The sequence below is a fragment of the Chryseobacterium antibioticum genome (assembly GCF_012927325.1).
In the GTDB taxonomy this organism is placed as follows: Bacteria; Bacteroidota; Bacteroidia; order Flavobacteriales; family Weeksellaceae; genus Chryseobacterium; species Chryseobacterium antibioticum.
Map to the genome: position 1 here is coordinate 22,481 of NZ_JABBGI010000011.1, position 15,916 is coordinate 38,396.

Consider the following 15,916-nt stretch of genomic DNA (forward strand, 5'->3'; position numbering starts at 1 on the left):
AATTTTCTCCGCTTTTTTATTACCTATTAATTTTACACTCCTCATTATTTCTTCCCAGTCAGCCACTGATTCTGCAGTTTCTGTTCTGCCGGGGTTGGGTTTGTTTTATACTGCAGACTTTCAATCGTCATTTTATCTAAAACAGCTTTTCCCTTAAGGTCTATTTTATCTGTTTTGTCGCCATTTTTTCTAAGAATGGTAACCGTAACATTTTGACCTTCCTTAATTGATTTAGCATAACTGATAAACTCCTGCATATTTTGAACATTGATTGTTTTTCCGTCCAGAGCAACAATTTCGTCAGTGATTTTAAATCCTATACTTTTGGCAAAAGGCGATAAGGCAGAGCTTTCATCAAATACAAAAGTGTTATTCTTATCGTTATAACCAGTCTGATTTGGATCTTTGATGAACCAGAAAAGAGGCGGTGTATCTTTCTTCTTCGCTTCTACGCCTACCATATTCAGGTATTCGGCATAAGGTGTCGGTTGGTTTCCTGCAATATATTTGTTATAGAAATCCTTTACCTGAGGATATCCCGTTACTGTTACTAGTTCATCAATCAGTTTGTCATCTTTGAAAGGTTTATTCTCTCCGAATCTCTGAGATAATTTTCTGATCATATCACGGTAGCCCATTTCTCCATTAGACAGCTTTCTCAGCTCAATATCCAGACACATAGTCAGCAATGTCCCTTTTTCATAAACATTTCTGTACTGATCTTTATATTCGTCTTTCAGGATATTCTTACTCATCACTGTAAACGGCATTGTATCATCGTAATTCTTTGAATTGGTTATCTTTTCAGTGATTCTTTGTAGGAATTCATCTTTATTGATCAAACCTTCCTGGATCTGGAAAAGATTCGCAAAATATTCTGTTCCACCCTCATACATCCAAAGGTGTTGAGACATTTTGGGATCTGCATAATCAAAATAATGGATCTCTTCAGAATGTGTTTTCAAAGGATTCACCGTGTGGAAAAATTCGTGAGAAACCACGTCTGTAATTGTTTTGTCAATGGCTTCTTTAGGCATCATTTCAGGAAGCACTACACTTGTTGATTCATGATGTTCCAATGCTCCGAAACCTTTAATTTGCGGTCCGTCACCTCCTGAAAGGTAAAGCATGATCGCATATTTTTTATTGGTATTCATATCGCCAAGAAATTTCTTCTGGGCCAATACCATTTTTTCAAGATTGTCTTTAAAATCTGCAGCTTTGTACTTTCCAGTTGGAGAATAAACGCCCAATACCAGATCCATTCCTCCGGCATTGAAGGTGATATAATCCGGTTTGGTATACATCAGTGGAGAATCCGTTACTTTAGCATAATTAGCGAGTGTGAAAGTATCAGTGGCATCAGATTTATCCTGATCTACCAAAGCTGTTGTGCCATAGAAACCTGCTGGTTTCTGAATGATCAGCTGATACGGAACATCCTGCATATTGTCAATATATCCAATGAAACCGTGGGTATTCACCATATATACTTTTCCCTGTTCGATATCAGTTCCTGACGGAGAAAATACAGCTTTATGTTTTGAATTGTCTATTTCATCATCAAAACTGTCATTAACCAGATAGGTAACTTTGGTTAAATCCTTAGCGTTTTTTAATGAATACGTATTCTCATTGACTTTCGTATACGTCAGTTCTCTCCCTTTATTATCGTAAAACTTGATTCCTTCCACGAATCTTCCGTAGTCATCTACAGAATAGGTACCGGGAACCGTTTTGGGAAAATGAAATTTGATGTCTCCGGATTTCATTTTCGGAAACTCCATAGTAACGGCTACCTTGTCGTCTTTTACGTTCACAAGATCAATCGTTGTCTTTATAGATTGGGCATTCGCTAAAAAAGCGGCGAAAAGACCCAAGCTGATTACTGTTTTTCTCATTAGGTTTAAATTTTATAGTTAAATAGTAGTTTTTTTGAACAATTTGTTACGGATAGGAATATTAAACTTTTCTTAAAATTTTTAAGGAAATAGTATTGATTTAATGATAGGCCCATTTGAAAAGCGATTTATCAGGGTTTAGAGGAAAATAAAAAAAGCAAATCCGTATGTAACGAATTTGCCTTTTAGCTTTACTGAACTTCTTGATAATTGATATAATAGTTCTTATTAAACTCTACCGGACTGTTCTTTTTAAGTTTTACAGTCTGCCAGCTTTCTGTAGGATTGATGGTTTGATTTCCGTCAATGATGATGGGAAGCTTAAGATCTTTAATACTATCTGTATATCGGAATTTTAAAGATTCTCCATTTTGAGTATACTCAAGAGTTGGGACCTTTACTGTTCTTAAATATTGATTGAATATACTCGACAGATCAATTCCTGATTTTGATGACATATAATCTTCAATCTGTTTCGTAGTAACCGTCTGATGATAAAAGTCTTTGTTCAGTCCTCTTAAAATCTTTCTGAATTTTTCATCATTATTGATGATCTGTCTTATTGTGTGAAGCATGCTGGCTCCCTTTGGATACATATCGCCACTGCCTTCATTTCTTACTCCATACTTTCCGATGATAGGAACATCATTGTCAATGTTTCTACGAATTCCTATGGCATAACGGTCAGCAGACTTTTTATCTATATATTTTTCTGTGAAAAGCACTTCAGAATACATCGTAAAGCTCTCATGAATCCACATATCTGCCTGATCTTTGGCTGTAATATTGTTGGCAAACCATTCATGGCCGCTTTCATGAATAATAATATAATCCCAGTTAAGGCCTACACCCGTTCCCGAAAGGTCTGAACCACGGTAACCGTTCACATAGCCATTTCCGTATGCTACATTACTTTGGTGTTCCATTCCCAGATAAGGAGAATCTACCAGTTTATATGAATCTTCATAGAAAGGATAAGGTCCGAACCAGTATTCAAAGGCAGAAAGCATAGGTTTTACCTGCTGAAACTGTTTCTTGGCTTTTTCCAGATTATAGTCTATGACCCAGTAATCCAGGTCCAGTTTTCCTTTTTCTCCGTTAAAGATATCTTTGAAATTAACGTATTTACCAATATTCGGAATAATAGAGTAGGCGTTAATCGCGTTTTTCACTTCCCAGGTATAAGCTGTTTTACCGCCTTCCGTCTTTTTATCGGTCAGTCTTCCGTTTCCTACCCCTACAAGGTCATTCGGAGTAATGATTTTCATGATGATTCCATTCTCAGGTTCATCGCTCCAGATATCTTTTGTCGGCAACCAGATTGATGCTCCGATTCCTTCATCGGCAACACTCATCCACGGATTTCCTTTTTCATCTTTAGTGAAAACCCAGCCTCCGTCCCAGGGTGCATTTTTAGCGATTAGGGGGTTTCCGGAATACGTTACATTCAGAGTATATTTTTCTCCTTTTTTGAACTTCTTCTTTGCAGTCACAAAGATAAAATCACCATCCTGCTTATAGGTGGCAATTGGAAAGTCGCCTTCAACCTTATCTGCCTTCATGGGCTTTTGCAGGTCGATCTGGAAAACAGGATCCGTAATGTCTTTTGTAATTTCAAAGCTGATCTTGTTATACCCTTTAATGCTTTTCTGGTTAAAATCAGGTTCTACTGAAAGATCATATTTTTTGACATCCCAAAAGTTTCTAAATGAGGTGTCAGAGCCTTTTAAAGTATCCTGTTTGGTAAAAACCTTATCTTTTTCAAAGAACTGCCCGAAGACCAACCCCGAAGCGAATAAAAGTGTATATGTCAGCTTTTTCATTTAAAATCAAATTAAATTCTTTCAAAAATAGAAAAATTAATGGCACCATGGAGTGTTCCGTGAAAAAAATATAAAACTGATGTGTTCATCAGTAGAAGAGAAATCGCGATTATCCAATAGAATAAAAAAGCCCGGTAAAAACCGGGCTGTGATTGTATAAAAATAAAAGGATTATTTCTTAATGAATTTCAGTTTTGAAACTGTTCCTTTATCTTCAATAGTAATGACATATACTCCTGTACTTAGTTTTGATACAGGAATTTTCTGACCTGCAACAGTACCGTTCATTACAGCCTGTCCTGCCATATTGAAAATACTGAACTGTGCTTTAGAAGAAATGTTGGTTACATTCAGTACATCATAAGCTGGATTAGGGTAAATCTGCACCGTTGTATTGTCTTTTACTACGTCACTGGTACCTAATGCCTGAGGAAGAATTTTTACCGCATAATCTTCAACTTCTCCATATTGGAAGTTAGAACATCCGCTGGTTGGCTGGTCTTCATAGGTTAATACCACTCTCATCGTTGTATTGGCAGTTCCTGCATAAGCATCTGCCGGTACAGTGAATGTTGCTGAAACAGGTGTAACAGCATTTGGAGCGCTGGTATGGATGATTTCAGAATCGGAGAAATTTCCGTCTCTGTTGAAGTCGATCCATGCAGTAACACCTTCGTCGTACGTAGCAGCTGTCCATCCTTTAGTAATGCTTACTGTATTACCGGAAGCTCCCTGTGTAAGGGTGATCAGTTTTGAAGGATCTGTAGTATAACTTGTATACGGTGAACCTACACTGGTATTTGACATAGCAGTTCCTCCGGAAGGAGTTACCGTAACATTTGAAATAAATTCATCTCCCGCATTTGCGGTATTGTTTGTACACAACGTATAGCCTAGTGTTGTGAAATTACTTGGTGTAGAGAATGTTCCTGTTGTAGATCCACAAATATTAGCGATCTGATATTCATACTGAGTACTGTTGTCAAGTCCGGAAACGAAAGAAGAGTTAGCGTTAATGGTAGCTGAAGTCCATGTAGGGGCACCTACCTTTCTGTATCTTATTGTATACTGTCCGCCCTGAAGCGCTTCCCAGTTAATATTGGCAGAAGACATAGTGATTCCTGAAACAGTGATTCCTGTAGGTTCTGCCGTAGAGCAGGCTCCTGCACTTGCACTTACTGTAGCACTTCCGATAGCATAGAATACATTACCGATAGCACTTACTCTGATCTTCACATTGGCACCTGTTGTAAGAGAAGAGAACATAAACGGCTCCGCTCCGTCATTAGGAGTAGATGGAGTGACTACTGTCCACGTTGCTCCGTTATCTGTCGTGTAATCAATTTTAACATTCTGTACGTTATAAGTATTGTTGTTGGTGTTGACAACATCCCACGTAATAGCTCCAGGTGTATTATTATAGACAGTCGTTGAAGTTACTTTGAATGGTCCTTCATTTCCTATTTCCAGATTTACTCTTTCACTTTGAGTCTGTTGTTTGGTGATATCAGGGTTGTTATCTCTTACTGTTACTTTGAATCTCATTCCTCTTGGAACAGTAGAAACAGTTTCCCAGCCTGCAATATTTGACACAGAACCGTTAAGAACCGTGGAAAGAAGAGGGAAATATCTGGTAGGAGATACTGTCGGCATCAAAGATCTGAAATTAGCTCCATTTTTGCGGGTGGCACTTACAGGTCCAAAAGTAGAGGCCGCAAGATCATATTGTTCCCATGTATAGGTCATAGGATCATTTTGTGCGTCAGCAGCAGAAGCCGTTAATACAAATGCTGTTCCTTTTGGTACTGCTTTACTGGCAAGAGGCTGAATGGTAGGAGGCGTATTATTGGTAATGGTAGTCGTTGTTCCACATTCCTGAGAATCCACATAAGCCTGTACTTCCTCAATGTTTTTGATATGGAAATAAGCATCGGAATTCATTTGAACATTGGCACCGGCAACTATACCGGCATAGCCCATAATAGTTGAGCCAGATCCAGGTTCCATGTGCGCACCGTGTAAAGCAACAGACATTGTATGGTTGCCTCCAAATTGGTGTCCGATTTCATGAGCTACAAAATCTATATCATAAGTATCTCCAAAAGGCTGGTCTACAATAAAAGGAGAAGTAATTCCGGCTCCTTTTGAAGTGTCATCATTATTGTTTGCCGGATTTCTACATACATTTCCAACATCTCCTGCACTTCCGCCGCCACCTCTGTGTCCGAAGAAATGCCCGATATCATAACCTGTATTTCCTATGGCTGCAGTGATTGTCTGCTGAACCTGCAGATTCCATGCGCCAGGTGCACTATAAGTACCATTTGGATTTTGAATTACATCAGAATATGGGTCAGTTGCAGCATTTGTGAAAATCAGCTGCGGAAGATCAAGAACATTCATATGGATGCCGAAATCTTTTTCGAATACCCCATTTACTCTCGTCATTGTAGCATTAATACGGGTTGCTGCACCAGCAACACCTCCTGCTAACTGCGTATATTCTGCATTTACAGAGATCGCTAATCTGTAAGTTCTGTATTTTTGGTCGTTACTTTTATGAGTCCCTCCAAGGCCGTTTAGAACATTCTTAGATTGTAATAATTTGGACATTTCCTTTTTTGAATGTTCAGGCTCAGATGTTTTACATTCAAATGGATTTCCGCCTTGTGGTTTATTGGATTTTAAAAATACACCGTATACATTCTTTTCTTTATTGATAGGTTCAATAAACTCATATTTTCCGGTAACTGCGTCAAAAATCATTGACTGGAAATCATTTGGAGCTGTACTGAATCTGATTTGCTTATGAGGATTATCTACGCTAACCCCTGAATAAGCTCCCAGTTCATATCGGTCTGCCATAGATTTTTCCACTACTGGCGAACTGTAAACAGAAAATCTTTCAATTTTTCCATCTGTTGTAGGTAAAGAAATAATGACAGGGGCGCGACCTTGTCCTGCTTCAGGAGCATCTCTTAAAAGACCTCTCAGAGAGTTTAAATCTACCTTATAGGCATACAATACATTGACTTCCTTCCTTATCGGAGCCACTTTTTGGGATACGGGTTCCCAGTTTTGTGCCTGCAGGCCTATCAAGCTTGAAGCCAAAGCGCACACAAGAATAATTCTCTTTTTCATAATATTATTTATTTCGCGAAAGCAAATATAAAATAAATTAACCTTAATACAATCCTTAATTTGTTATTAAATAACAAATTATATTATAACATTAGGTGAGAGAGAGTAGTATTTTTGAGCTTTAATGTGGTTTTTAGTATTTTTTATGGATTGTGATTTTTCTAAATGAAATTATTGTTTGAATCTTACAAGGATGCATTCATGGATACAGCTAAGTTCATCGTATCCAATAAACTAAAAAAATTGAAATAACAGGAGAGAGATAAATCTGAGCGGATCCTGTTACTCTTAACAAAACCTGAAAAATATAAATACTTTTATCGTCAAGAGTAATTTCTTACTTCACGTTTCAAGAGACTGATTTTAACTGAACTGCATAGCAAGCTTTACACCCTAAAAAGTATAGAAAGATCAGACCGTACGGTCTTTACATTTTACGGATAGGCAAATCGTTATTTTCCCTTTTTCGTCTTTTATTTTTGAACTACCGGAAGATTGGCTGCATTTCTCTGTACTTTTTTGTACGTGAAAGTACACATGATGATGCTGAATTCATAAAGAATAAGCAGTGGAAAAGCAGCCATAATCATACTTAAAACATCTGCAGGTGTGATGATCGCAGCAACAACCATGATCAGAACAATAGCATGACGGCGATAGGTTTTCATGAACATCGGCGTTAGTATCCCTATGCTGGTAAGGAAATAGATAAGAATGGGGAACAGGAAAATAATGCCCATCCCTAAAATAACCTGTAAAAACAGAGTTGTATAATCGCTTAAATCATAAAGCGGAATGATAATGTCTGAAATTTTGAAAATAACACCGAAATTAACGGCAAACGGAAGGATTAGGAAATAACCGCATAAAACTCCGGTCATAAAAAGAATCCATACCGCATTGATAATAAAGATAGAGTTTTTTCTTTCCTTAGGATGAAGAGCTGGCCCGATAAATCTCCATAACTCCCATACAATATAAGGAAAAGCTCCTACAATACCTCCAAAAACGGAAACCGCCATCATAACGTTGAACTGTTGGTAAAGTCTTTGTACACGAACCGGAAATTCTTTGGGAAGATGAATACTATCTTCTCCTAAAAGCATTCTTGAAAAATGGTTGACTACCCTGAAAGTTGGAAAATCATTTCTTGTAGGTCCAAAAAAGATATGGTCCATGATCCAGTTAATATTGAATCCTACGGCAAAAGCAACAATTATAATAGCAATAATTGAGCGAACAAGATGACTTCTTAATTCTCCAATATGCCCCAAAAAGGACATTTCTTTTTTTTCGTCCATATAATTACAGTCTATCTAAAATAGTAAACTCGTCAGAGTGAAGCTGTTTAAGTTTGCGAAATTATGAAATAATAATCAGTATTTAGAATTATTGGGGAGGATTTTATTTAAGTTTATAGGGGAAGTACATTTATGTTTGATTTTCAGAAAAAAACAGACGGTATTTTGAAAGATACCGTCTGAAGATTTATTGTTATCAATGAGAAATGTCTTCGAGCAGGTTTAGTTGATTCCTTCGTCTAATAATGTATGAAGATCTATGATTCCTGAATATTTTCCGTTTTCTGTGACAATAAGCTGGCCGATATTGTTTTCCTTAAGAATTTTCATCGCCTCTTTTGCCAGCGTATCGCTTTCAATGGTTTTAGGGTTGGCAGACATGATGTCTTTGGCCTGAACTTTAGTGATATCATCTCCCTTCATCAACATTCTTCTCAAATCTCCGTCCGTGATCACTCCGATGATCTTTTCCTCATAAGTTACTACCGTGATTCCGTGGCTTGATGCGCTGATTGAGATAATAACATCCCTTACCGGTGCATTTTCATCTACCTGAGGCTTCTTGGGTGATAAGAACTGGTCTACTTTAGAAACAAGATTCTTTCCTAAGCTTCCTCCCGGATGGAATTTTGCAAAATCATTCTCTCTGAAATTATTAAGTTCCATTAAGGCAACAGCCATAGCATCTCCAAGTGCCATTTGGATGGTGGTAGAACTTGTTGGTGCCAGTTTGTTCGGGCAGGCTTCAACATCTACATGCGTATCCAGAACAATTTCGGAAAATTCAGCAAGTTTACTGTTTTTATTTCCGGTCATCCCGATCAGAGCCGAAGAGTAGTCCTTTAAATAAGGCACCAGATTGGCTATTTCAGGCGAGTTTCCGGAATTGGAGATGCATAAAACAACATCCTGCTTCTGAATCACCCCAAGATCACCGTGGATTGCTTCTGAAGCATGCAAGAATTGTGACGGGGTACCTGTAGAATTTAAAGTAGCCACAATTTTATTGCCTACATGGGCAGATTTTCCGATTCCTACAACTATTAATTTCCCTTTTGCCGAATGAATGATCTCTACAGCTTTGGCAAAATCCTCATCAATTCTGTTCTTTAATTTTTCAAGTTCTGCAATTTCTATCTCTAAAGTGCTTTTGGCAATTGAAATAATGTCGGTTCTTTCCATTTAATTAGTATAAGGTATACAAAAAATCCATTGAAAAACGTTATATTTAAAAAAGAAAATTTAATATAAGTTTTATTTTTTATAAATTCGTTCGCTTTTATTTTAAGCAGAATTTTTATAACTTTGGGTTGGATGCAAATTTAGCAATAGAAAATTAGATGAGCGAAAAAAAAGCCAATTTATCAGGCGAATTGAAAAAGTATTTCGGGTTTTCTACATTTAAAGGCCAGCAGGAACAAATCATAGAAAACCTACTTAGTGGGAAGGATGTATTTGTCTTAATGCCAACAGGAGGAGGTAAATCATTATGTTACCAGCTTCCGGCACTTATTTCAGAAGGTACGGCAATAGTAGTTTCGCCCTTAATAGCGTTAATGAAGAATCAGGTAGATGCCGTAAATGGTCTATCATCTGATGACGGGGTGGCACACGTTTTAAATTCATCATTAAACAAGACACAGACAAAACAGGTCTTTGACGACATCAAAGGAGGCAAGACCAAACTTTTGTACGTAGCTCCGGAATCATTGATCAAAGATGATTATCTGGATTTCCTGAAAGAAGTGAAAATTTCTTTCGTGGCTATTGACGAAGCGCACTGTATCTCAGAATGGGGACATGATTTCAGACCGGAATACCGGAACCTGAAATCAATTATTGATAGGATTGCCGATGTTCCGGTAATCGCTTTGACAGCTACTGCAACACCAAAAGTTCAGGATGATATTCAGAAAACTTTGGGAATGACTGATGCGCTGGTTTTTAAAGAAAGTTTCAACCGCCCTAATCTCTATTACGAGGTACGCCCAAAAGTCAATGTAGACAAAGAAATTGTGAGATTTATCAATCATCACAAAGGGAAATCAGGGATCATATACTGTTTAAGCCGAAGAAAAGTGGAAGAGTTTGCCCAGCTATTGCAGGTAAACGGGATCAATGCGCTTCCTTATCATGCTGGTCTCGATCAGAAAGTAAGAGTGGCCAATCAGGATAAATTCCTGATGGAAGAAGTAGATGTCATTGTAGCTACCATTGCATTCGGAATGGGAATCGATAAACCGGATGTACGTTTTGTTATCCATTACGATTTTCCTAAATCTCTTGAAAGCTATTACCAGGAAACGGGAAGAGCGGGAAGAGATGGCGGCGAAGGATATTGTTTGTCATTTTATGATCCAAAGGATATTGAAAAGCTTGAAAAATTCCTTGCACAGAAACCGGTTTCCGAAAGAGAGATCGGGCTGCAGCTTTTGAATGAAGTTGTAGGCTATGCTGAAACTTCCATGAGCAGAAGGCAATATATTCTGTGTTATTTCGGCGAAAATTTTGATCCGGTGAAAGGGGATGGCGCAGATATGTGTGACAATTCTTCCGATCCTCCGAAATTGAAAGATGCTACGGCAGATCTTACAAAAACCCTGGAATTGATTAAAGATACAGGAGAAAAATTCAAGTCTAAAGATTTGATCTCTGTCATTGTAGGGAAAGAGAATGCAGTGACAAAATCATATAAACTGGAACAGACTTCCTATTTTGGTTTTGGAAAAGCAGAAAAAGACAATTACTGGAAAACCATCTTAAGACAAGCTACAGTTCAGGGATTTCTGCAGAAAGATATTGAAACCTACGGTGTTTTAAAAATGTCCGAGAAGGCAAGGGATTATATAAATTTTGAATCTAAAGAACCGTTCCTGATTGCTGAAGACAGGGAGTTTGATCTCAGCCAGACCAAAGCAGAGAGCGAGCAGGTACAAATGCAGGCCAGCAGTGGTCTGGATCAGAATCTTTTCAGTCAACTAAAAGATTTAAGAAAAAAAGTAGCCAAAAAACACGGTATTCCTCCATATACGGTTTTCATGGATCCAAGTTTGGAAGACATGACGGTACAGTATCCGATATCGTTGGATGAAATTGCTAAAATATATGGAGTAGGAGAAGGAAAGGCCAAAAAATACGGTAAAGAATTCGCAGATTTCATCAAAACTTACGTTGAAGATAATCATATAGAACGTACCCAGGATATGGTACTGAAGCAGGTGGCTAACAAATCCAGTCACAAAGTTTTCATCATTCAGAGTACAGACAAAAAGATCGATCTTGAAGATATTGCAAGAGCTAAAAATCTTTCCATGACTGAGCTCCTGAAAGAAATGGAAAGTATTGTCTATCAGGGTACAAAGCTGAATATCGATTATTATATTGAAGATAATTTTGATGAAGATATCGTAGACGGTTTTATGGAATTCATGACCGAATCTGAAAGCGACAGCATGAAAGTGCTTCTTGATGAATTTGGAGATGAACTTTCTGATGAGGAAGTGAGAATGCTGAGAATAAAATTCATCAGTGACGTGGCCAACTAAAAATGGATTTACACAACAACGAAATAATTTTAAAAGAAATTCTTCCAAAGAAGAGTTTCTTTTTTAATATGACCGAAAAAATAAGAATAGTGTTTTCATTTTTTTATTTGGGAATATCTACAATCCTTCTTATCAATATGACGTCCTTCTTTTTCTTTTTTGCAATAGTATTTTTTGGAGCAGGGCTCTATGTAGCTTTTTTTAGATGGGTTTTACGGTATTTTGATTTGAGAGATAATTATTATCTCATTACTAACGAAAGAATTATTGTTGCTGAAAAGTTGACTAAAGAAATTGTCAAGGAAAAAAAGCTTACAGAAATAGATCAGGTTAATATTGAAATGAATAATAAATTTTTTGGAAATATTATTTTTGGTGAACCTGAAACTATTTTTGGGAAAAATAATGAACTTTTTTCTTTTAAAAGAAGTGGGATGAATTTTCATGAAGATGAATATGCTTTTATAAGTGTTGAAAATATCAGCGAAATTATTCCCATCTTTGAAAACTTAAAATTAAAGGTTAATAAAACTTTTTACTAACTTTAACTGATGAAAAAAATTTCTGTCATATTTATTCTGCCGGATCTGGAAACCGGTGGTGCAGAAAGAATTGTTACCACTATTGCCAATCATCTTTCCAGAGACCGTTTTGAACCAAAGATCCTGTTGCTCCGCAAACAGGGCGGATATCTTAATTTTCTTAAAAAAGATGTTGAAATCATAGATATCAATACAGAAAGGATCAGACATTCCCTAAAACCTATTTTAGGTGAAATTTACCGCAGAAAACCGGATATTGTATTTTCGGGTTTTGGTGAAGTTAATGCTTATCTGGCCATGTTTATCAAACTTTTTCCGAGAACAAAATTTATTGCCCGGGAAACCAATGTGGTGACGCAGCATGTTACCCGAAAAGAAATTAAATTCTTCTATAATTTTTACAATAACTATCAGAAGATCATTGCACAGAGCGATGATATGATGCATGATCTGATCGACAATTTTAATATTAAGAAAAAGAAGATCGTTAAAATAAACAACCCGGTAGATTTTGATTTTATCAGTGAAAAACTGGTAGATTCCCCCAAACCGGAATGTTTTAAATACAATTACAAAAATGTAGTAGCCATTGGAAATCTTTCTTCCAGAAAAGGTTTTGATAATCTTCTGAAGGTTTTTTCCAGACTTAAAAATGAAAATATTATGCTTCATATTCTGGGCGATGGCAAAGACAAAGATATATTGCTCCAGATGAAGGATTTTTTAGGGTTAAAAAATGTCATTTTTCATGGCAGACACGATAATCCTTACCAGTTTTTAAAATATGCCGATCTTTTTATTCTGTCTTCAAGATATGAAGGATTTCCGAATGTCCTTTTGGAAGCCGGAGCTTGTGGTACCTATTCTCTCGCCAATAACTGTCCCGGAGGGATCAATGAGATCATCCAGCATCAGGTGAACGGGGAAGTTGCGGATATTGAGGACTATGAAGATTTCTCCCAAAAAATAATGAAAGTTTTACAGGGAAATTATAACCGTGATGGAATAAAAGATTCTATAAGGTCAAGATTTTCAAAGGACATTATTATGGATAAATATGAAAAGGTTCTGATTGATCTGGTAAATAAATAATGACCAGATTTGTGTTATAGCTTCATATTTTTTTACATTTGACCTTCATTAAATTTATTTAAAATCAATATTCATCAATGAATAAAATCCCCAAAATTGGATGTGCTTGTGAAAAACCGACTTCGGACTATACTGAATACAGAAGTTCTGAATTAGGCGTAGACCCTACTCACGGAAGATATGCAGAAGTAACGATTCAACAGTGCAAACTTTGTCAAAGAATATGGATTCGTTATTTTGTTGAATTTGAGCATTTTTCTAAATCGGGAAGATGGTACAAAGGAATCGTTTCGAAAAAAGATCGATCACAGATCACCCCTGAAAATGCAGTGGAGTATCTGGAAAGTCTTGAATGGTATGTGTATGGGGGATCGTTTTTTGAAAGTACGGGAACTTTTGGGCAAGGAAAAATGAGCGTAGATGCATGAGCTCTGTTATAAAGTAAAGATGCACATGAGAATATAAGTTGTATTAACCATTTTAGGATTCATTTTTTGTAGTTGTATAAGTCTTTAATAAAAGTGAAAAATACGATTAAGATGAATTAAAATACTGAAATTTTTAACCATGAATAACGAATTAAAACAAGAAATTTACAATAAGTATAGAAGTTATCTTGCTGAAAATTATAATGAAAAATATATTTATAGACTCATTATTCAAGAAGGTTATCATCAAGCAGATGTAGATGAAGTAATGAAAGACATTCATGCTGATCAACAGAAAACCCTAAAAGAAAAAAATAAATATCGTTCTATTATTAGCATCATATTATATATAGTAGGCACTGTTGTTCTTTTGTCAGGAATAGTAGTGATGACTTTAGGAGGGATTAAAATTGGAATTGCTTTGATTTTTCTTGCCGTAATTATATGGATCAATGCAAATAGATAATACTTGTTTTTTTTAAATCCCAAATTCATACATAAACTTGACAAAACTCACTTGGGGGTGTGGCAATTAATCAGTAAATTTGTGAGAATTAAGATAGATAATAACAAACAAATTCATACAATAACATGAGTCAATTCGATGTTACCGTAATCGGTTCTGGTCCTGGAGGTTATGTAGCTGCGATCCGTGCGGCACAGTTAGGTTTCAAAACAGCAATTATTGAAAAATATTCAACTTTAGGCGGAACTTGTCTTAACGTTGGGTGTATTCCGTCAAAAGCGCTTTTAGACAGCTCTGAGCATTTCGAAAACGCGAAACACAATTTCGCAGGTCACGGAATCATTATCAACGAGCCACAAGCGGATATCGCAAGAATGATCGAGCGTAAAAACGAAGTGGTAAAACAGAATACAGATGGAATCAACTACCTGATGAGCAAAAACAAAATCACTGTTTTTGAAGGATTGGGAAGCTTCGAATCTGCTACTCAGATCAAAGTAACTAAAAACGACGGCTCTTCTGAAACCATCGAATCTAAATATACCATCATCGCAACCGGTTCCAAGCCGTCTTCTTTACCTTTTATTTCAATCGATAAAGAAAGAGTGATCACTTCTACAGAAGCATTAAATCTTAAAGAAATTCCTAAACATCTGGTCGTAATCGGAGGAGGAGTTATCGGTCTTGAATTAGGTTCTGTATACTTAAGATTAGGCGCTCAGGTAACTGTTGTTGAATTCATGGATAAAATCATTCCGGGAATGGACGGAGCTTTAAGCAAGGAATTGACTAAAGTTCTTAAGAAGCAGGGAATGAAGTTTATGCTTTCTACTGCTGTTTCTGCTGTTGAAAGAAACGGAGATACAGTAAAGATCACAGCTAAAGATAAAAAAGGAGAAGAAGTAACCGTAGAAGGAGACTACTGTTTAGTTTCTGTAGGAAGAAGACCTTACACAGACGGTCTTGCTCTTGAAAAAGCAGGGGTAGAACTTGACGAAAGAGGAAGAGTGAAAACAAACGATCACTTACAGACTAACGTTGCCAACATCTACGCTATCGGTGATGTTATCAAAGGAGCTATGCTTGCTCACAAAGCTGAAGAAGAAGGTGTTTTGGTTGCAGAACAATTGGCTGGTCAGAAACCTCACATCAACTACAACCTTATTCCTGGTGTTGTATACACTTGGCCTGAAGTAGCTGGAGTTGGTAAAACCGAAGAGCAGCTGAAAGAAGAAGGAGTAGCTTACAAAGTAGGTTCTTTCCCAATGAGAGCGTTAGGTAGAAGCCGTGCAAGTGGTGATATCGACGGTCTAGTGAAGATTATTGCAGACGAAAAAACTGACGAAGTTTTAGGAATGCACATCATCGGAGCCAGAGCAGCTGACCTTATCGCAGAAGGCGTAATTGCTATGGAATTCCGTGCAAGTGCTGAAGATATCGCAAGAAGTTCTCATGCTCACCCAACCTATGCTGAAGCTATTAAAGAAGCAGCATTGGATGCAACGGGTAAGAGACCTATTCATATGTAATTTTTAATTGAAAGATTTAAAAATTCAAATAATAAAAGATTAAAGAGAAGCAAAATGCTTCTCTTTTTTTGTGAATACAGAAAATGATTGATTTGTCTTGGTAATTTTTGTTTTTGTCCTTTTCTGAACGGTGAACAAGCACGATGTT

The 15,916-nt window shown here is 36.8% G+C and carries 11 protein-coding genes; 6 read left to right on the forward strand and 5 right to left on the reverse strand.

Annotation, left to right across the window (positions count from 1 at the left end):
- Window positions 1-44: 44 nt before the first annotated feature.
- From HHL23_RS09890 to HHL23_RS09910, 5 genes are all read right to left on the reverse strand, one after another.
- Entirely contained in the window at window positions 45-1,901 is a 1,857-nt protein-coding gene (locus tag HHL23_RS09890) for a M61 family metallopeptidase (protein ID WP_169234646.1), read from the reverse strand.
- A 191-nt stretch (window positions 1,902-2,092) separates the two neighbouring features.
- Window positions 2,093-3,724, reverse strand: a complete 1,632-nt coding sequence (locus tag HHL23_RS09895) for a M1 family metallopeptidase (protein WP_169234647.1) — start codon at window positions 3,722-3,724, stop codon at window positions 2,093-2,095.
- A 171-nt stretch (window positions 3,725-3,895) separates the two neighbouring features.
- The gene (locus HHL23_RS09900) at window positions 3,896-6,865 is read right to left on the reverse strand and encodes a reprolysin-like metallopeptidase (protein ID WP_169234648.1); all 2,970 of its coding nucleotides are present in this window, start codon (window positions 6,863-6,865) and stop codon (window positions 3,896-3,898) included.
- Between the two features lie 473 nt (window positions 6,866-7,338).
- Entirely contained in the window at window positions 7,339-8,166 is an 828-nt protein-coding gene (tatC, locus tag HHL23_RS09905) for a twin-arginine translocase subunit TatC (protein WP_169234649.1), read from the reverse strand.
- Between the two features lie 222 nt (window positions 8,167-8,388).
- Entirely contained in the window at window positions 8,389-9,348 is a 960-nt protein-coding gene (locus HHL23_RS09910) for a KpsF/GutQ family sugar-phosphate isomerase (protein ID WP_169234650.1), read from the reverse strand.
- Window positions 9,349-9,506: 158 nt separating this feature from the next.
- Here HHL23_RS09910 and recQ point away from each other — a divergent pair, with 158 nt between their 5' ends.
- The 6 genes from recQ (at window position 9,507) to lpdA (ending at window position 15,768) form a co-directional block, all read left to right on the forward strand.
- On the forward strand, window positions 9,507-11,711 hold the full coding sequence (gene recQ, locus HHL23_RS09915) for a DNA helicase RecQ (protein ID WP_169234651.1): 2,205 nt from the start codon (window positions 9,507-9,509) through the stop codon (window positions 11,709-11,711).
- Window positions 11,712-11,713: 2 nt separating this feature from the next.
- On the forward strand, window positions 11,714-12,253 hold the full coding sequence (locus HHL23_RS09920) for a hypothetical protein (protein ID WP_169234652.1): 540 nt from the start codon (window positions 11,714-11,716) through the stop codon (window positions 12,251-12,253).
- A 9-nt stretch (window positions 12,254-12,262) separates the two neighbouring features.
- Window positions 12,263-13,345, forward strand: a complete 1,083-nt coding sequence (locus HHL23_RS09925) for a glycosyltransferase (protein ID WP_169234653.1) — start codon at window positions 12,263-12,265, stop codon at window positions 13,343-13,345.
- A gap of 77 nt (window positions 13,346-13,422) precedes the next feature.
- Window positions 13,423-13,773, forward strand: a complete 351-nt coding sequence (locus tag HHL23_RS09930; RefSeq protein ID WP_169234654.1) for a hypothetical protein — start codon at window positions 13,423-13,425, stop codon at window positions 13,771-13,773.
- A 139-nt stretch (window positions 13,774-13,912) separates the two neighbouring features.
- The gene (locus tag HHL23_RS09935; protein WP_169234655.1) at window positions 13,913-14,239 is read left to right on the forward strand and encodes a hypothetical protein; all 327 of its coding nucleotides are present in this window, start codon (window positions 13,913-13,915) and stop codon (window positions 14,237-14,239) included.
- 125 nt (window positions 14,240-14,364) lie between these two features.
- Window positions 14,365-15,768, forward strand: coding sequence for a dihydrolipoyl dehydrogenase (gene lpdA, locus HHL23_RS09940; protein WP_169234656.1), 1,404 nt, complete (start codon window positions 14,365-14,367; stop codon window positions 15,766-15,768).
- Window positions 15,769-15,916 lie beyond the last annotated feature (148 nt).